This is a genomic window from [Flexibacter] sp. ATCC 35103, from assembly GCF_001975985.1.
Classification (GTDB): domain Bacteria; phylum Bacteroidota; class Bacteroidia; order Flavobacteriales; family Flavobacteriaceae; genus Flavobacterium.
Map to the genome: position 1 here is coordinate 38,667 of NZ_MTQF01000018.1, position 19,657 is coordinate 58,323.

A 19,657-nucleotide genomic window follows, 5' to 3' on the forward strand; every position below is an offset into this window, starting at 1 on the left:
TATAGTCACAGTTTTTCAGTCTCAGTTTACAGTCTCAGTGAAAAGTGCAAACTGCGACTGCAAACTGAATACTGCAAACTGAACACTATAAAAAATAAAATCACAAAAAATGAAAAAGTATATCATGTTGAGCTATTGCTCATTAGCATTCTGTACACTTGTTTCAGCACAGAATAAATCCGTTAACTTTAAGAAGATAAAAGAGTTAGGTGGTATCGAAGAGTATTTGTATCAGCCAAACGGTATGAATGTTTTGCTTTTGCAGGACAATGCTTCACCCGTTGCAACCGTACAAATTGTGTATCGCGTAGGTTCTAAACATGAAGTTTTAGGAAACACCGGATCAACGCATCTTTTAGAACATTTAATGTTTAAAGGAACACCAACTTTCAATAAGAAAAACGGAAAAACAATTACAGATGTTCTTCAAAATACCGGAGCACAATTGAATGCGACAACCTGGTATGACCGAACGAATTATTTTGAAACCTTACCAAGTGATAAAATCGCATTGGCACTCCAGATTGAAGCTGACAGAATGCGAAACTCTTTATTATTAAAAGAAGATAAAGAAGCTGAAATGACCGTAGTTCGTAACGAATTCGAACGTGGCGAAAATGACCCGAATAGTTTACTGGAAAAAGAAATCTGGGCTTCGGCATATATTGCACATCCTTATCATCATTCTACAATTGGTTGGAAATCTGATATTGAGAAAGCACCAATCGAAGTATTACGCAATTTTTACAATACCTATTATTGGCCGGATAATGCAACTTTAACCATTATTGGAGATTTTAAAAAAGAGAATGTATTCGAATTAATCGAGCAATATTTTGGTAAAATTACAAAAGCGCCAAACGCAATGCCGCAGCCTTATACCGAAGAACCACAACAATACGGACCTCGTAAAATTGTAGTAAAAAAACCGGGAGAACTGGGCGTTGTAAATAAAGCCTATAAAATTCCCGGAGCTTTACACGAAGATTTGCCGGCGTTGAATATTTTAGGAGAAATCATAGGTTCAGGGCCATCAGCGATATTAAACAAAACGTTTGTAGATACACGTCTTGGAATTTACACATTTGCAAGTGCAACAAACTTTAAAGAAGTGGGACTTTTTACTATTGGAGTTGGTTTTCCAACAACCTCAAAACACGAAGATATTGATGCTAAAATAAGCGAAGTTGTCGCTAAAATCCAGAAAGATGGCGTTACTCAGGATGAGGTAAATCGAGTTGTGGCAAAAATTAGCGCACAGACTATTTTAGCCCGCGACGGTTCAGGAGTTATTGCATCAGAACTCAACGAGGCTATTGCAGCCGGTGACTGGACAGATTATATAACAGGAGTTGACAGATTAAAAAAAGTTACTCCCGCAGATGTTTTGCGTGTAGCACAGAAATATTTAGTCGAAGATCAGAGCACAACCGCATATTTTATTCCGAAACAAGCAGGAGCGCAAAATAAAGATTCGGCTCAAGCCAATAATTTTATGTCACAAAACGGACCTTTTTATTACCGAGATCCCAAACACGCACATAATGAGGAAGAATCTGCCAACGTTTTATCAGGACAAATAAATAACCCAACAGAAATTGCAGTAGAAAATCAGATCGAAAAAACACCGTCGGCATATAAAAGAGAAAAAGTAGCAGGAATTGATGTTGTTTCGGTTAAAACTTCGGCTAAAGATTTTGTGACAGTTTCAGCTAGTATTTCATTAGGAAACTATGCAAACGAAACAAAAAACACCATGATTCCGTCCCTGACAGCAACTATGTTATCAAAAGGAACAACGCTGAATGACAAGTTTAAATTTTCGGAAAAATTGCAAAAATTAGGCGTAAACCTAAACGTAAATGCCTCAACTTTTAAAATAAATATTGGATTTAAATGTCTGAAAAAAGATCTGGATCAGGTTATTACCTTACTGGCAGAAGAATTAAGAAACCCGTTGTTTGATGCAAAAGAATTCGAGAACTTAAAACAGCAATTTACAGGCAACATACAACAAAGTTTAAACGATCCGGGCAGTAGAGGAAACATCGCTTTGTCACAAGCTATTTATCCTAAAGCAAATCCTAATTATAGTTTAAGCGCAGAAGATAACATCGCTAATATTAAAAATGCAACATTAGAGGAAGTGAAAGCTTTTCATAAAAAATATTTTGGTCCCGTATCCATGCATTTGGTAATTGTGGGAGATACAGAAGGAGCGAATTTAAATGCAGCATTAAAAAAATCATTCAAAAACTGGAATGGCGGAGTTGTAGAAAATATGAAGTTTGAAGAAGCCGTAAAATCACCTTCAAAAACAGAAGTCATTACAATTGCTGAAAAACCAAGTGCCGAATTATTCATTGGTCAATACACAGGTTTAAAGAGAGCCGATGCCGATTATATTCCGTTTTACATTGCCAATTATACTTTAGGCGCCGGTTTTGCCGGACGTTTGATGCAAACCGTTCGTGATAATGATGGTTTAACCTACAGTATTTCATCCGGAATGGGAGGAAATATCTACACTGGCGGATACTGGGTGGTAAATGCTTCATTTAATCCAACTTTGTTTCAAAAAGGATTAGACGCCACAATGGTTCAGATCGATAAATGGGTAAAAGACGGGATTACCACAGAAGAACTCGAAAACAAGAAAACCAATTTGATAGGAAGCTTTAAAGTTGGAATGTCGACCACAAACGGAATGGCAAGAACAATTTTGAGTTTTATAGAAAGAGGTTTAGAACCTAATTACATCGAACAATATCCTAAAGATATCGAAAAAGTAACCTTACAACAAGTGAATGATGCCATCAAAAAATACATTCAGCCAGATAAGATGATTTTCATTAAATCAGGTTCACTGGATAAAGATGGAAAGCCTTTGCAATAAGAGAAGGTAAAATTCAGGCAATTTTTTGTCATTTCGAGGAACGAGAAATCTCCGCAAGTAGCTCCATAATTTAGGAAATACTTTGCGTTAGTTTCTTACGAAGATTTCCCGTTCTTCGAAATGACAATGATTGCGATTATTGACTCAATAGGTAAACTTTAAGAAAAGTTCTAAACCTTGACAAAGTTACCGCAATCCAAACCTGAAACCTGAAACCTGAAACAAAAAATTTTAATAGTAGTCTTTCATTTTTTTCATATTAGAAACTGAATTAGTAAGCAATTTTCTAAGAAAGACCGTAAAAGAGCTGTTTGCCAACAGCTCTTTTTTTTCAAAAATCAAACTCAAAAACCAAATGAAAAACACCATAATAACCTTTATGCTGCTGTTAAGCTGCAGCATATTTGGACAAATGTACAATCCGGTAAAATGGACAACAACTGTCGAAAAAACAGCAGATAAAGAATATATACTAAAAGCCCAGGCCGTAATACAATCAGGATGGCATTTATACGGACAATATATTGAAGAAGGCGGACCATCGCCAACCGCTTTTACGTTTAAAAACGCTCAAAAAAAATTCGAGTTAATCGGAAAAACAACAGAAGACAAAGGACACGAAACCGTCGATAAAATCTTCGATATGAAAATTAAATATTTTGAAGACAAAGCTGTTTTTACACAAAAAATAAAATTTACTTCAGATGAAATTGTGAATATTGCTGCCGAAGTAGAATTCATGGTTTGCGATGACAGCAATTGCTTACCGCCATCATCTGAAGAATTATCCTTTAAGATCCCGAGTGCCAAAAAGTTGGCTTCTGCCGAAGTAACTACTGATTTAACTAAAAGTGATTCCGTACAAACTGAAGATAAATCAGCAGAAAAAGCAACAGAAAAAGCAGTTGTAAATCATCCTGAAAAAAATAAATCAAGAGGATTAATAAGCATTTTTATAATCGCTTTTTTATCCGGTTTTGCGGCTTTGCTAACGCCTTGTGTTTTCCCGATGATCCCAATGACCGTGAGTTATTTTACCAAACAAAGCAAAACCAAAGCAGCGGGGATCAAAAACGCTTTGATTTATGGCTTTTCGATCGTGATTATCTACGTTTTATTAGGCTCGATTGTAACCGCTGTTTTTGGTGCAGATTCCCTGAATGCACTTTCTACAAATGTTTGGTTCAACCTGATATTCTTTATTTTACTGGTCGTTTTTGCTTGTTCTTTTTTAGGGGCTTTCGAAATTATGCTTCCAAATTCCCTTGCCAATAAAGTCGATTCGCAAGCGGATAGAGGAGGACTAATTGGGATTTTCTTTATGGCTTTGGCCTTAGCCATTGTATCGTTTTCTTGTACCGGACCTATTGTAGGAACTTTATTGGTAGAAGCAGCTTCAAAAGGCGGGATTGCCCCAATTGTGGGAATGTTAGGATTTTCGATTGCTATTGCATTGCCATTCTCGTTATTTGCTGCTTTTCCGGGTTGGCTGAATGCGCTGCCAAAATCAGGTGGATGGCTTAATACTGTAAAAGTAGTTTTAGGCTTTCTGGAATTGGCTTTAGCTTTCAAATTTTTATCTAATGCTGATCTGGTTTTGCAATTGCATTGGCTCGAAAGAGAAGTTTTCTTAACCATCTGGATTGCTGTTTTTGCTGTTTTAGCACTTTATTTATTTGGAAAAATTACCTTGCCGCACGATTCACCTCTACATAATATTTCGGTTGGACGATTGATTTTTGGCTTGCTCGTTCTGAGTTTTACAATTTATCTGATTCCGGGACTTTTTGGTGCTCCTCTAAAATTAATCAGCGGATTCCCGCCACCAATGCATTACAGCGAATCACCGGACGGATTTGGAGTTTCTGGAAATTCAGCTCAAAGCAAAACAATTTTGCCAGAAGGAGCAGAATTTGGCCCGCAGAATATCATTACTTTTCATGATTATCAAAAAGGAATGGAATTCGCTAAAAAGGCTGGAAAACCAATTTTATTAGATTTTACAGGATATGCCTGTGTAAATTGCAGAAAAATGGAAGAACTGGTCTGGTCAGATGCTAAGATTTTAGGAGTTTTAAAAAATGATTTGGTTTTGATTTCGCTTTATGTTGATGATAAAAAAGAATTGCCTGAAAGTGAACAATATATCTCTGAAACCACTGGCAAAAAAATCAAAACAATTGGTAATAAGTGGAGCGATTTACAGATTAAAACCTATAAGGCAAACGCACAGCCATTTTATGTAATTGTAGATCATAACAGCAATAATTTAACCCAACCTTCAGCATATAATCCTGATATCGAAAACTATTATGACTGGTTGAATACAGGAATCAAAAATTTCAAAAAATAAGCTGTTTTTAAAAGATAAAATAATGAATGCTATTCTGAATAAAACGGAACCGACACAATTAGAACGCTATTTTTCTAAGTTCAGGGGAAATACTATTGGGGTAAATCACAGTTTCGAATCCACATACGGGAAACAAAAACTAATATATGCAGATTGGATTGCCAGCGGAAGATTATATGCTCCTTTAGAAGATATTATGCTTTCTAAAATTGGGCCAATGATTGCCAACACCCATTCGTTTTCAAGCCAAACCGGTAAAGCTTCAACTTATGCGTATCAGCATGCACGCGACCTGATTAAAAAACACGTGAATGCAAATGAGCACGATTGCCTTGTAGCAACCGGAACCGGAATGACAGCCGCTTTATCGAAGTTGCAGCGCATTATGGGTTTGCGATCAAAAGATAATATTTACAATATAAAACCAAATTTTGATAATCAAAGACCAGTGGTTTTTATCACACATATGGAGCATCACTCTAATCAGGTTCCGTGGTATGAAACCATTGCAGATGTGGTGGTTTTAACTCCCGATGAAAATAATCTGGCTGATCCCCAAATATTGTCAGAAGAGCTTAAAAAATATGCAAACAGAGCTTTGAAGATTGGCTCGTTTACAGCATGTTCCAATGTAAACGGAATCATTACGCCATATCATAAACTGGCTAAAATCATGCATCAAAATAATGGGCTATGTTTTGTAGATTTTGCAGCTTCAGCGCCTTATCTTGCTATAAATATGCATCCTGAAGATCCTGAAGAACAATTGGATGCAATTTTCTTTTCGCCTCATAAATTTCTTGGAGGTCCGGGAACGTGTGGAATTTTGGTTTTTAATGAAAAATTATACCAATCAAACTTTCCCGATAATCCCGGCGGAGGAAATGTAAAATGTACGAATCCCTGGGGAGGTTACCATTACAGCGATGCTATAGAAGTAAAAGAAGATGGCGGAACTCCGGGTTTTTTACAAGTCATGCGAACAGCTTTATGTCTGGAACTGAAAAACCAAATGGGAATCGAAAACATGAAAAACAGAGAAAATGAATTGCTTGAAATTTGTTTTTCTGAACTTCAAAAAATAAAAGGCTTATCTATTTTAGGAGATTTAAATACGGAGAGAATTGGCTGTGTTTCTTTTACGATTGAAAATATTCATTATAATTTAATTGTCAGACTTTTAAACGATCGTTTCGGGATTCAGGTTCGTGGCGGATGGTCCTGTGCAAGTACATATGCACATTATTTGTTTGATATTAATGAAAAACAATCAATCGAGATGACAAACGAAATTCTGGATAAAAACCTAAGCAATAAGCCAGGCTGGGTTCGGGTTTCACTTCATCCCACAATGACAACCCAGGAATTATTGTTTATTTGTGATGCGATACAAAAAGTAGCTTTGAACTACGAAAAATGGCAGGAAGCTTATCGTTATAATCCAATAAATAATGAGTTTGAAAGCATTGTAAACAAAGAAACAATTGCCGAAGATGTGAAAGAATGGTTTTGTCTGGACTAAGTTTCTAAACCAAATTATAATAAAAAAGGTTTGAATCAAAATTATCTGATTCAAACCTTTTTTTATTTTTTAAAATGAAATTATTTCGCAGCCTTTACTTTGTGCCCGTACAAACCAAAAGATAAAATAATAACAAAACACAACAACGGAATAATATATCCGGATTGAATATCATCATGTTTCATATCGATCAAAGTTCCCATTCCGTACGGAAGTATTGCGCCGCCAACAATTGACATAACCAACCACGAAGAACCTGTTTCTGTATTCGATTTTAAACCTGTTAATCCTAATGAAAAGATCGTAGGAAACATAATCGACATAAAAAATCCGATTCCGCCAAGCGCATAAATAATATAAATACCGGATCCGTAAATTGCTACTAAACAAAGCAAAACGCTGATGATACAATAGATAGAAAGCAAAATGTAATCCTTAACAAATTTTAGAAAAAAGGTTCCGCTAAATCGTCCCATCATAAACAAAAAGCCATAAATACCAAGATAATAAGCCGCAGTTTTTTCATCTAATCCAGCTTCTTTTTGTGCTATTCGTACAAAAAAACTGGTGATGCAAACTTGTGCACCAACATAAAAAAATTGTGCCACAACAGCCCAGCTTAAATGCGAAAATTTCAGGACAGAAAAAAATCCGGGTTTTGCTTCATTTTCAGTTTGCTGGGATTTCATAGAAGGCAAGTGCATAAAATAAAATACAACTGCTACTAAAACCAATATGCTTCCCAGAATAATATAAGGCAATTTTACAGTCGAGGCTTCCTCCAATAAATAAGCAGCTCTTGTAGCATCAGGCATTGAAGCTAATTGCTCCGGCGTATGATTAACGCCCGAAAGTATAAAAACTCCTCCAAGTAAAGGAGCCAGAGTTACAGCCAAACCATTAAAAGAAGCGGCTAAATTCAATCTTGTCGAAGAAGATTCCGGAGGACCTAAAATTGCTGCATACGGATTAGCGCTCGTTTCAAGAATTGTTAATCCGCAGCCAATAATAAATAATGCCAGTAAAAAAAGCTCATAGGTTCTGGTATTTGCTGCCGGTACAAATAAAAATGCTCCCGCCGCAAAGACCAATAAACCAGTAATAATACTGTTTTTATAACCAATTTTTTTAATGATAATTCCCGCCGGAATAGCCATTATAAAATAGGCAAAAAAGATCGACGTATCGATTAATGTAGATTGTCTGTTGTTGAGCTGGCATGCTTTCTTTAAATGCGGAATCAAAATTCCGTCAAGACCATGCGCCATTCCCCACAGGAAAAATAAACTGGTGATTAATATAAAGGGCAAAAGGTATTTTTTGCTTGAGCCTGTTTCGGGAGCGACTTCGTGTTGATCGCTGGTTTGGTTGGTTATTTGCATGAGTTTTTTGGTTGATAGTTTTTAAAAGGTTCAAAGTGACTGAGGTGCAGAGGCTCAAAGGTTTTGGGTTCAAAGTCAGGAAACCTATGTTCCTTTGAACCTTTGGTCCTTTATACCTTAAAAAATATTTTTCTTGACTAAGAGTAAGTGATCGCAGACTAAAACTACTTCACCTCTTTGATTGATGATTTCTACGTGTTCTGTTACAGTTCCCATATCTGGTTTTTTGGCTTCGCCTTTTTCTGAGATGGTGATTTCAGAATGAATGGTATCGCCAATATGAACCGGTTTTACAAATCGCATTCGGTCATAACCTTTAGAAAACGCTTCAGGATTAATTTCTGAGGCTGTTAAACCAATTCCGATACTAAAAACCATTGTTCCGTGTGCAATGCGTTGCCCAAAAGGTTGTGTTTTGCACCATTCCTCATCCATATGATGCGGAAAAAAATCTCCCGTATGTCCGGCATGAACAACAAAATCGGTTTCGGTAATTGTTCTGCCAAAAGTCACGCGTTTATCGCCAATTTGGTACTCTTCGAAAAATGTTGATTTGAAATACATCGTTTTTTTGTTTTTACCATATAAGTAATATAAGTTCATTTAATTACTTTGTGTTGAGCTTATCTGAACTTATAAATTTTATATGATTTATTATTTTTTCTTTTTAATACTGCTTATATGAGTTAAAACTTTCTCAGCACAAACCAATTTAAATGAACTTATATCACTTATATGGTTCAAATTAGTTTTCAAGAGAAACCCCTCCGTTTTTGTTGCTGATGTAACAGGCTTCGACTACTTTCATCGTGTCGAGAACGTCCTGAATACTTGCCAGTAATTTAGTGTCGGAACCTTCCTTAAAACGCATTAGGTTTGACATTGTTCCTATAAAAGCTTCGGGAAACCACGAACCTTCGAGTTCGATTTTTTGCCATTCATATTCGCCTTTTTCGTTGGGTAAAGCATATTCAAATTCATCCGGCAAACCATCAGGATAATTCATTAATAAACCCATTTTAGCTTTGATAGCGCCTTTTGTTCCTTCCCATTTAATGTAGCTTTCCTCGTGTTTAGGTCCAAAATGATGATCGTGATTCGTATTGATTACAACATGTTTGTCTTCTCCATAATCTAAAATGATTGTAGAACGGCAAGAGGATAATTTTTTTAGCGGATGTTTCGCTGTTTTTGCCATCACACTTTTCGGATTTCCTAAAAATGACCTGATGCAATCGATATAGTGAACACTATGAAAAAGAATTTCTAATCTGGGGTGTTCCTTAATTAGCGGAAATAATTCCCATGGTGTGTTTACCGTAACTTTAAATTCAAAATCATACAAATCTCCAATAATTCCCTGATCGATTATATAGCGGGCAGCGCTTACAAAAGAGGCAAAACGCAATTGAAAATTAATTGCCGCAACCAGATTTTTACGCTCACAAACGGCAACAATTTCACGTGCCTGATCAAGATCATTTCCCATAGGTTTCTGAATCAGCACTGCGGCTCCGTCAGGCAATTGTTCCAGAATTTCGATGTATTGGTCGGGTAGGACCGTAATATCATAAACAGCATTTGATGGTGCATTTTTTACCGCATCAGCCACGTTTTCAAAAACATGTGCAATTTTAAATTGTTTTGCCAGATCATGTGCTTTCGAAATCGTTCTGTTTGTAATCCCAAAAACTTCAAAACCAGCCATTTCATAAGCAGGCAAATGAGCATCTTTTACAATACCGCTTGCGCCGATAATAATAATGGGTTGGTTGGTTTCCGGTAATTTAGGTTTATATGGAATATTCATATGTTTTAATTTAAAGGTTTTTTAAGCTTCTTAGTGGCTAAGTTGCTAAGTTTTCTCTCATCGTGGTTTAAACTTTGACAAAGTTGCCTGGAAAGGTTAAACTCGTTAATTTTTCAATCTCATTTTGAGTCTCTTCGATTAGTTTTTCAGACGTAATATTGCTTTCAATCGCCTTTAAAACCATTTGATCTATTAATACTGCTACTTTAGGCCAGATTGGAGTCTGGGGCAAAGTCAAAGCATTTTCGTGCAGCATTTCGAGTTTGTGATAAAACGGAATAATTTCATTGATTTCAGGATCATTCCAGGTCGATTTTCTACAACCAATTCCGCCTTCTTTTGTTAATAGTTTGTCGCTTTTTACACTCGTTGCAAATCGTAAAAAATCATAAGCCAGCGTTTTATTTTTGCTTCCTATGCCAATGGTATATAGCCAATAAACATTAAGGGAAGCCGTTTTATGATTGGGATCAGAAGGAAGTTCCGCAATATCGACTTTCCCTTTTACTTTCGATTCATCGATCACTTCGCACATCGAAGCAAATCCAAACCAATTGATTGCCATTGCAGCCTGTCCTTCGGCGAAAGCTATTCCTGCTTCTACAGAACCAAAAATTTTCGATTTTGGATGAATTGCATTTTTATTGTTTACAATCGCTCTGTAAAAATCTAAAGCTTCAATTGCGGGATTATGATTGATATTAATTTGATTTTGATCGTTTAATAATAACCCGCCGCGAGTCCATAATTGCAGGCAAAAATCAAAAACCATATTGTGTCCGTCTGGAAAATTGGCAAAAACGCAACCATAAAGATTTTCTTCCGGACGATTAAAAAACTCAGCTATTTGTACAAATTGTTTCCATGTTTTTGGAGGATTTAATTCATAACCAAATTGCTTTTTAAAGTTTTCTTTCTCGTTATTATCTTCAAATAAATCGGTTCTGAAAATCAAACATTCAGGTCCGTCATGAAAAGGCAAACCATAAGTGCCGCTTTTTATTTGCTGTAAATGCAATAACGAATTATGCCATCCTTCAGGATAATCCTGCGGAGGATTTTGATTGATAAGAGAGGTTAAATCCAGCACTGCTTTTTCGTTTACAGCGTCAAATATCCAATCCGTATTAATATGTGCAATATCCCATTTGCCATTTTTTAAACCTTTATTAGTAATTGTTTCTTCATAAAGATCATGTAATTCCAGCGGAACCATTTCTGCCTCGACAGCAATATTATATTTCAGGCAAAATAAATCCCATAGCTTTTGCAGCGTATTTTCGAAAGGATCAAATTTGCGGACAGCTATTCTTATTTTTTCCATTAGATTAGTATAAATTCTTTAATAATCTTCTCGTTATCCTGTCCTAATTTTGGAGAACCTTTATCTGAAGTAAAATATTCACCGTCTATTTTAATTGGGCATCTGGTAGTTTTATACGAGTAACCATCGATCATTTGAACTTCCTGCATAAAATCCAATACCTTAAAACCTTCTTCGGCAAAAAGCTGCTGATAATTTAAAACTGCGGCACACCAAATGTCTGCGGGTTCTAAAATGTTCAACCAAAAATCAGTATTTTCAGTTTGCAAATGCAAAGCGAGAATATTCTTGATTTCATCTCGTAAATTGAATTTATTTTCCGGATATGCCAAAAGGGCATCACATTTTAAAAGCGAAGCCAAAACCGGAATAGATCCCATTGCCAGAGCCAGATAACCGTTTTTGGTTTTGTAAATTCCGTATGGTGCGCCCAAATACGCATGAGCATTATTGGTTTTGGTTCGAACGGGCAATTCTCCGCCATCATTAAAATAAGTTGTAATCGTTTCAAACTGAAAATCGAAAGCCGATTCTAACATACTCACCTGAACCGAAGCGCCAATAGTATGCGTCGCTTTTCGATATAATGCTGCTAAAATTCCCTGCGCCAAATGTGCACCTGCCAACATATCGACAATTGATAAACCCATTGGTACCGGACCATCGTCCTGATTGCCGCTTAACCATGTCAACGCTGTTAGGGATTGCAGTAATAAATCTTGTCCAGGTAAATCCTTTAAATCCGGATGATCGCCAAAACCGGAAATCGATGCATAAACCACCGTAGGATTTATAGCTTTTACAGCTTCATAACTCAAACCGATGCGCTCCATAACTCCGGGTCTGAAATTATGCATCACAACATCGGCTTTTGCCAATAATTTTTTTAATTTTTCAAGTTCATCAGGTTGCTTAAAATCAATTGAAAATGATTCTTTGTTTCTGTTAATCGTATGAAATACTGATGATTCGCCATTCATAATCAAATCAGATGTATATAAAGTCCTGCAGATATCGCCCGTTCCCGGTTTCTCAATTTTTATAACACGCGCGCCCAAATCAGCTAATCTTAAACTCGCTGACGGACCAGAAAGAAACTGGCTAAAATCTACTATTAAATAATCTTCTAATGGTTTCATGCGTTGCTTAAAAATTGTTCGTGTATGTTTTGATTATCTTCTCCAACTTTAGGAGCGGCTTTTATACTGGTTAAAATTTTTCCGTCAAGCTGAATCGGATTTCGGGTTGTAACCAAAGTTTCTCCATCAGAATTTTTAACGGTTTGTTTCAGTTGCAATTCTTTTACAAAAGGCTGATTGTCGAGTTCTTCATAATTGAAAACTTTTCCGCACCAGATTCCTTCTTTTTGCAGTATTTCGATCCAGATATCTGCCGTTTTGGTAAGCAATTTATCAGCTAATATTGTTCTGATTTCATCTCTCTTTTCAAACCAAAGAGACTTTACTGCATATGCATTTAGATCAACTCCAAGTGTGTTTCCTATAAAAAGTAAATCACCCATTGCTAAGGAAATATAGCCGTCTTGGGTTTGATAAACACCGTACGGAGCACTTAAAAAAGCGTGCGCACTTCCTTTTACATCGCCTCTTTCAGGCAATTTCCCGCCATCATTTAAGAAAGAAGTAATGGCTTCAAATTGCACATCCAAAACCGATTCGAGTAAACTTACTTCGACCAAAACACCTTTTCCGGTTTTGGCTCTTTTAAGCAATGCAGCTAAAATTCCCTGAACGAAATGATTTCCGCACATTAAATCGGCTACAGCCAGACCAAACGGAACTGGTTCCTGACTTTTTCGACCGCTTAACCAACTCAATCCTGATAAAGATTGCAGTAATAAATCCTGTCCGGGTTTTTTTGCCCACGGACCAATATTGCCATAACCTGTAATAGTTCCGTAGATTATTTTAGGATTAATTGCCAATGTTTCATTAAAATCCAAACCAATTTTTTCCATCACGCCGGGTCTGAAATTATGCGTCATAATATCAGCCTGAGCGATCAGTTTTTTGATCAAAATCAGATCTTCCGGATTTTTAAGATCAGCGGCAAAAGATTCTTTATTTCTATTTATGGTGTGAAACAATAAACTGCTGTCATCGACAAAAAGATCTTTGATGCTCAATTGTCTGCAAGCTTCACCTTTTATTGGACGTTCAATTTTTATGACTCTTGCGCCTAAATCAGCCAGCTTTAATCCCGCTGAAGGACCGGCCAAAAACTGGCAGAATTCTAATACAACTAATCCTTCTAATGGTCTCATGTCGTTTGCAGGTTTAAGGATTTCGCATAAAGCGAATTCAGGACTTCTAAAACCAATTCTTCATTTCCGCCATTGATTAGATAATCGCGAACAACATCGCCAGCATGATCCTGAAAATACATATGACCGGAATATCTTGGGCGTAAAAATGCACGTTCTAAAGCAGGCAGTGTATTCTTGAAATAATCGTGAGTTACGGCATTGATTCGGTCGCTTTTCCAGGCTTGTAAATGACCGGGCTGTCCGCCATTATCAGCAAATATATTTTGCTGAACTTGCGACGATCCCGTAAATTCGGCATATTTAATCGCTTCAGGAATATGTTTGCTGAACGAAGAAACCGCTAATCCCGTTCCGCCAAGGGAACTAATCATTGGATTATTATTCAAACTTACCAAATCATAAAAATGAAGTAAATTTTTACTATAGCCTGTTCTCGAATAATTAGAATATCCGTAAGCAAAAGGGCAGTAGGCAATTTCATTAGAATTCACCATTGCTTCATAAACCTGAATTGGATTTCGATTGAAATTTGCAGGATCTACCAACTGTGATAATTCCCTGAATAGTTGCAACGCTTTTTTTCCGGTTTCAACAGATATTACTTTTTCGTCAGACAAAAAAGGAGCTTCGCCCAAACTACAGCAATACATATAAAAACTCATAAGAACATCAACCGGAATTCCTGCAAAGGCAACCAGTCCTTTTTTAGCAAGAACAAGTAAATCTTCATATGTCTGAGGAACTTTTAAACCTTTTTTTTCTAAAATATCAAGTCGTGCTGCTGCAACCGGAGTCGCTGCATCAATGGGTAATGCCCAAAGTTTATTGCTAAAAACGTAACTCCCATAAGATTTTCCAACTGTATTTATTTCCTGATCTTTTATATATTCATTCGAAAGATGATCTGAGAGTGGGAGGATTGCATTTGTGTGCGCTCCAAAACCTGTCCAAGGATGATCGATTACTAATAAATCAAATCTTTTGGCAAGATCTTCAATCGATGCATCTGCAAATTCCTGTAAACTTCTTTTCTCCCAAGTGATTTCAATATTTGGATTTAGTTCTGTAAAACGCTGTGCTGTAGCAACCATTGGTAATAAACCTCTTGTATGATTCCAGGTTATCCCTTTTAATATTGTCATTTTTTGATGTTTTATTGGTGATGATTGTATTCTTAAAATAATAAATGTAAAAAATACAATTACAAAAATAGAAATAAGATTGAATTGAGCAATAAATGTTTCATTTATTAACAGTGATTTTTTGCGGTATATGAATCTACGGTGTCATTTTTTTACAAATGACATAAAAATTGTTATAATATATTAAAGTATGATTATTTTTAAAGGAAATAAAGAAAATATTTCTCAGTATATTGAGATTAAAAATTACATTTGTAATTGTGTTTTTTACATTTATTAATTTACACGCAAAATTTTAGGGTTTAATGTTAAATAAAAGACTTAATAATTATAAAAAATGTTTTCATTACAAAATAAAAAAGCTGTAGTAACAGGAGGCGGCAGCGGAATTGGCAGAGCCATCGCAACATTATTTGCCAAACAAGGTGCAGAAGTTCACATCATAGACTTAACACTTGAGAGTGCTCAGGATGCGGTAGAAGATATCAAAAAATTAGGCGGAAATGTTTTTTCACATGCTTGTAATGTGGCGAACCAAAAAGAAGTCACTGCAACATTTGAAGCCATTGGCAATATTCATATCCTGATTAATAATGCCGGAATTGCTCATGTTGGTAAGGTAGATACAACACCGGAATCTGATTTTGATCGTGTAATGGAGGTAAATGTAAAAGGAGTTTACAATTGTTTGTTTGCTGCAATTCCGCAATTGCGACTTTCAAAAGGTGGCGTAATCATTAATATGGCTTCTATTGCGGCTTGGGTTGGTATTCCGGACAGGTTTGCCTATTCTACAGCAAAAGGAGCTGTGATGGCAATGACTTTATCTGTTGCCAAGGATTATATTGGCGAAAATATTCGTTGTAATTCTATTTCTCCGGCGAGAGTTCATACACCATTTGTAGATGGTTTTATTTCGAAAAACTATGCCGGTAAAGAAGAGGAAATGTTCGAAAAACTATCGCAATCACAACCTATTGGCCGAATGGGAAAACCTGATGAAATCGCAGCTCTTGCTTTGTATCTATGCAGCGACGAAGCAGGATTTATCACAGGAAGCGATTACCCAATCGACGGCGGATTTATTAAATTAAATAACTGAGAAAAGTTGCTAAGATTCTAAGTTGCTGAGTCGCTAAGTTTTTAGACCTGGCAGGTTTTTAAAACCTGTCAGGTCTAATGTGAAATAAAAATATACAACATAATTTAAAATATAGAGAAATGAAATTAATACGTTTTGGAGAAATTGGAAAAGAAAAACCAGGAGTTTTAATAGATGAAAAAAGATACGATGTTTCGGCAATTGTTTCAGACTTTAACGAAAGTTTTTTTGAAGAAAACGGTCTTGAAAAATTACAAAAAGCCTTAGACAGTAATCCAAATTTACCAGAAGTGGATGCAAATATACGTTTAGGATCTCCGGTAGCGAGACCTTCAAAAATAATCTGTATTGGGTTGAATTATGTAGATCATTGCAAAGAAACCGGCGCGCCAATCCCAACAGAACCTATCATCTTTTTTAAATCAACGACATCTTTATGTGGTCCTGATGATGATGTAGTTATACCAAAAAATAGTGTAAAAACAGATTGGGAAGTAGAGTTGGCATTTGTTGTAGGTAAAAAAGCAAGTTACGTTGAAGAAGCAGAAGCTTTAGACTATGTTGCAGGTTATGCTTTATTAAATGATTACAGCGAAAGAGAATTTCAAATCGAGCGTGGCGGACAATGGGCAAAAGGAAAAGGCTGCGATACATTTGCGCCTCTTGGACCATTTTTGGCTACGAAAGATGAAGTAAAAGATGTCGATAATTTGTCGATGTGGCTTACTGTGAATGGTAAAAAATACCAGGACAGTAATACCTTAAATCTGGTTTTTAAAATTCCATATTTATTTCATTATTTAAGCCAGTTTATGACATTGCTTCCTGGCGATATTATTAGTACCGGAACACCTCCGGGAGTTGGTTTGGGGATTAAGCCAGACCCAATTTACCTAAAAGCCGGTGATGTTGTAGAACTTGGAATTGAAGGTTTAGGTACTAGCAAACAAACTGCGGTTGCATACAAAAAGTAATCTAAAACAAAATTGAAGATGAAATTTATTGTATGTGAAAAGCCACAGGAATTCATATTAAAAGAAAAAGAAATACCAGAACCGAAAGAAGGCGAAGTATTACTAAAAATAAAAAGAATTGGAATCTGCGGAACTGATATTCACGCTTTTGGCGGAACTCAGCCTTATTTTGAGTATCCAAGGATTTTAGGGCATGAACTTGCTGCAGAATACATTAAAGGAAATGCGAAAGGTTTTGTGCCAGGAGATAAAGTGACTTTTATCCCGTATTTCAATTGCGGAAAATGTGTAGCCTGCAGAAACGGCTTAACCAATTGTTGTGTAAATATTAAGGTTTTTGGCGTTCACATTGATGGTGGAATGGCCGAATATGTGACCATTCCGGAACAATATTTACTACAAGGTCAAGGATTAGATTATGACCAACTGGCATTGGTTGAACCACTTGCAATTGCGGCACACGGAGTAAGAAGAGCTGCTGTTGGGCCCAATGATACAGTTCTGATAATGGGAGCAGGACCAATTGGTATTGGACTGATTCAGTTTGCTAAAATTGCAGGAGCAAAAGTTATTGTAATGGATATCAACGAGTACCGATTGGGTTTTTGTAAAAACGAATTGAATGCCGATGCGACGATAAATCCGTTAAACGAAAATGTAACCGCAAAATTAGCTGAAATCACCAATGGTGATATGGCAAATGTGGTAATTGATGCAACAGGAAACCGAAATGTGATGAATGATGCTTTTAATTACATTTCGCATGGCGGAAGATTTGTTTTGGTCGGACTTCAAAAAGGCGAATTAAGCTTTAGTCATCCTGATTTTCATAAAAGGGAATCTACTTTAATGAGCAGCAGAAATGCTACAATTCAGGATTTTGAATATGTTATGGAATGTTTGAAAAACGGAAAAATAGATCCTAAAAAATACATTACTCACAGAACAAGTTTTTCTGAAATGATCAATGATTTTGGAAATCTGATTGACCCAAAAAATAATGTAATAAAAGCGTTGATTGAAATAGAATAAACTAGTATCTGTAGAATTTACAATCAAAGGAAACCCGACAGGTTTTTTAAACCTGTCGGGTTTAACTAGATAACCTCAAATAACCACAAAAATGGATTTAAATTTAAAAGGTAAAATAGTTGTCGTGTCGGGTTCGGCGGGCAAAGTAGGCAGTATTGGAGAAACGATTATAAAAAGACTGGCAGAAGAAGGTGCAATTCCGGTTCTGGTTGACAGAAATGACAGAGGATCTGACTATGCCCAAGAACTTCAAAAAAGAGATATAGATTCCTTATTTGTCAAAACAGATGTTACTGATCCTGTTGAGATAGAAAATGCTGTAAAAAAGATCGTTGCAAAATACGGCAGAATCGATGCCATAATCAATAATGTAGGGGTAAATGACGGCGCTGGTTTAGACTCCAGTTATGAGGATTTTATGAATTCTCTGAAACTGAATGTGGTAAGCTACTTTTTATTGACAAAATATGCGCTTCCGTACTTAAAAGAATCAAAAGGAAATATCCTGAATATTGGTTCAAAAGTCGCTTTAACAGGTCAGGGCGGAACCTCAGGTTATGCTGCTGCAAAAGGCGGCGTGTTAGGATTAACCAGAGAATGGGCAGTTGATTTGATTCAGTTTGGTATTCGTTCGAATGCGATTATTATTGCAGAAAGTTACACTCCGGCATACGAAGACTGGATTAAAACCTTACCGGATGGTGACACGGTTTTAAAGAAAATCAATAAAAGTATTCCGTTTGAAAGCAGAATGACCAAAACAGAAGAAATTGCAGATACTTGCCTTTTCATTATTTCTAATCGCTCATCGCACACAACAGGGCAATTTGTTTTTGTAGATGGCGGTTATGTGCATCTGGATCGTGCCTTAATTAGCGATGTAAGTTCATAAAGATGAGTAATCGTATAGATTCACATCAGCATTTTTGGAAATTTGATCCCGTTCGCGATAGTTGGATTGATGATTCGATGCAAAAGATTCAAAGGGATTTTTTGCCCGAAGATCTTTTGCCTTTGTTACAACAAAATCAGTTTTCAGGTTGTGTCGCCGTTCAGGCAAGCCAGTCTGAACAGGAAACTAATTTTCTGGTAGATTTAGCATCAAAAAATGATTTTATAAAAGGGATTGTTGGCTGGGTTGATTTGCGAAATGAAAATAGTATAGAACGATTAGAATATTTTTCAACTTATAAAAAGATAAAAGGATTTCGTCATGTTGTTCAGGGAGAAGCGGATGATTTTATGTTCAGGAAAGATTTTCGTAACGGAATCTTCGCTTTAAAACAATTCAGTTATACGTATGATATTCTTATTTTTCATCGCCAGTTACCTGCTGCAATAGATTTGGTACAACATTTTCACGATCAATCTTTTGTAATCGATCATATTGCAAAACCGGATATAAGATCAGGCGATATTGCTTCCTGGAAAAAAGGAATTGAAGAAATTTCAAAATACGAAAAAGTAAGCTGTAAAATCTCCGGAATGGTTACAGAAGCCAATTGGAATACTTGGAAACCCGATGATCTAAAACCTTATCTGGATGTGATTTTTGAAAATTTCTCTACAGAAAAATTAATGTTCGGATCTGACTGGCCGGTTCTCAATGTAGCTTCAGATTACTCAGAAGTAATACAAACTTTAGAAGATTATATAAAGCAATTCTCAAAAGAAGATCAAAATAAGATTTGGTTTGAGAATGCGGTTTCTTTTTATAATTTATAAATAACCGCAATTATGTCGTTTTGATTTCGATATTTAAACCTGACAGGTTTTTAAAACCTGTCAGGTTTGCGTTGACGATAAAAAATAATAATAAAAAAACAGGCTGTC

Annotated in this window: 15 protein-coding genes; 8 read left to right on the forward strand and 7 right to left on the reverse strand. The window is 36.2% G+C overall.

Going from position 1 to position 19,657, the window contains the following annotated elements:
* Window positions 1–109: 109 nt before the first annotated feature.
* The 3 genes from BXU01_RS23235 to BXU01_RS23245 all read left to right on the forward strand — a co-directional run bounded on the left by BXU01_RS23235 (window position 110) and on the right by BXU01_RS23245 (window position 6,771).
* Window positions 110–2,896, forward strand: coding sequence for a pitrilysin family protein (locus BXU01_RS23235; protein WP_083696194.1), 2,787 nt, complete (start codon window positions 110–112; stop codon window positions 2,894–2,896).
* 355 nt (window positions 2,897–3,251) lie between these two features.
* Window positions 3,252–5,249 carry a cytochrome c biogenesis protein CcdA gene (locus BXU01_RS23240; RefSeq protein WP_083696197.1) on the forward strand — a complete coding sequence of 666 codons (1,998 nt, stop codon included), beginning with the start codon at window positions 3,252–3,254 and terminating at the stop codon, window positions 5,247–5,249.
* A 22-nt stretch (window positions 5,250–5,271) separates the two neighbouring features.
* Complete coding sequence (locus BXU01_RS23245; RefSeq protein ID WP_083696200.1) at window positions 5,272–6,771, forward strand: aminotransferase class V-fold PLP-dependent enzyme; 1,500 nt, start codon at window positions 5,272–5,274, stop codon at window positions 6,769–6,771.
* Window positions 6,772–6,851: 80 nt separating this feature from the next.
* Here BXU01_RS23245 and fucP read toward each other — a convergent pair whose 3' ends face one another.
* The 7 genes from fucP to BXU01_RS23280 all read right to left on the reverse strand — a co-directional run bounded on the left by fucP (window position 6,852) and on the right by BXU01_RS23280 (window position 14,716).
* A complete protein-coding gene (gene fucP, locus BXU01_RS23250; protein ID WP_083696202.1) occupies window positions 6,852–8,153 on the reverse strand; it encodes an L-fucose:H+ symporter permease in 1,302 nt (433 codons plus the stop codon).
* A gap of 117 nt (window positions 8,154–8,270) precedes the next feature.
* Window positions 8,271–8,756: a MaoC/PaaZ C-terminal domain-containing protein gene (locus tag BXU01_RS23255; RefSeq protein ID WP_255373833.1), complete on the reverse strand. Its 486-nt coding sequence runs from the start codon at window positions 8,754–8,756 to the stop codon at window positions 8,271–8,273.
* Between the two features lie 142 nt (window positions 8,757–8,898).
* Entirely contained in the window at window positions 8,899–9,963 is a 1,065-nt protein-coding gene (locus BXU01_RS23260; RefSeq protein WP_083696205.1) for a Gfo/Idh/MocA family protein, read from the reverse strand.
* A 67-nt stretch (window positions 9,964–10,030) separates the two neighbouring features.
* Window positions 10,031–11,287 carry an extracellular solute-binding protein gene (locus BXU01_RS23265; protein WP_083696208.1) on the reverse strand — a complete coding sequence of 419 codons (1,257 nt, stop codon included), beginning with the start codon at window positions 11,285–11,287 and terminating at the stop codon, window positions 10,031–10,033.
* Window positions 11,287–12,426 carry a CaiB/BaiF CoA-transferase family protein gene (locus tag BXU01_RS23270; protein WP_083696211.1) on the reverse strand — a complete coding sequence of 380 codons (1,140 nt, stop codon included), beginning with the start codon at window positions 12,424–12,426 and terminating at the stop codon, window positions 11,287–11,289. Before BXU01_RS23270 ends, BXU01_RS23265 begins: the two co-directional genes overlap by 1 nt.
* Window positions 12,423–13,571 (reverse strand): CaiB/BaiF CoA-transferase family protein, encoded by a 1,149-nt coding sequence (locus tag BXU01_RS23275; protein WP_083696212.1) that lies wholly within the window; start codon window positions 13,569–13,571, stop codon window positions 12,423–12,425. Before BXU01_RS23275 ends, BXU01_RS23270 begins: the two co-directional genes overlap by 4 nt.
* Window positions 13,568–14,716 carry an ABC transporter substrate-binding protein gene (locus tag BXU01_RS23280; protein ID WP_083696213.1) on the reverse strand — a complete coding sequence of 383 codons (1,149 nt, stop codon included), beginning with the start codon at window positions 14,714–14,716 and terminating at the stop codon, window positions 13,568–13,570. The genes BXU01_RS23275 and BXU01_RS23280 overlap by 4 nt, the downstream gene beginning before the upstream one ends.
* 337 nt (window positions 14,717–15,053) lie before the next feature.
* Here BXU01_RS23280 and BXU01_RS23285 point away from each other — a divergent pair, with 337 nt between their 5' ends.
* The 5 genes from BXU01_RS23285 (at window position 15,054) to BXU01_RS23305 (ending at window position 19,549) form a co-directional block, all read left to right on the forward strand.
* Complete coding sequence (locus BXU01_RS23285; RefSeq protein WP_083696214.1) at window positions 15,054–15,818, forward strand: SDR family NAD(P)-dependent oxidoreductase; 765 nt, start codon at window positions 15,054–15,056, stop codon at window positions 15,816–15,818.
* 119 nt (window positions 15,819–15,937) lie between these two features.
* A complete protein-coding gene (locus tag BXU01_RS23290; RefSeq protein WP_083696215.1) occupies window positions 15,938–16,792 on the forward strand; it encodes a fumarylacetoacetate hydrolase family protein in 855 nt (284 codons plus the stop codon).
* 18 nt (window positions 16,793–16,810) lie between these two features.
* Window positions 16,811–17,824: a zinc-binding alcohol dehydrogenase family protein gene (locus tag BXU01_RS23295; protein ID WP_083696216.1), complete on the forward strand. Its 1,014-nt coding sequence runs from the start codon at window positions 16,811–16,813 to the stop codon at window positions 17,822–17,824.
* A gap of 91 nt (window positions 17,825–17,915) precedes the next feature.
* Window positions 17,916–18,716, forward strand: coding sequence for an SDR family oxidoreductase (locus BXU01_RS23300; protein WP_083696218.1), 801 nt, complete (start codon window positions 17,916–17,918; stop codon window positions 18,714–18,716).
* Window positions 18,717–18,718: 2 nt separating this feature from the next.
* On the forward strand, window positions 18,719–19,549 hold the full coding sequence (locus BXU01_RS23305; protein ID WP_083696220.1) for an amidohydrolase: 831 nt from the start codon (window positions 18,719–18,721) through the stop codon (window positions 19,547–19,549).
* Window positions 19,550–19,657 lie beyond the last annotated feature (108 nt).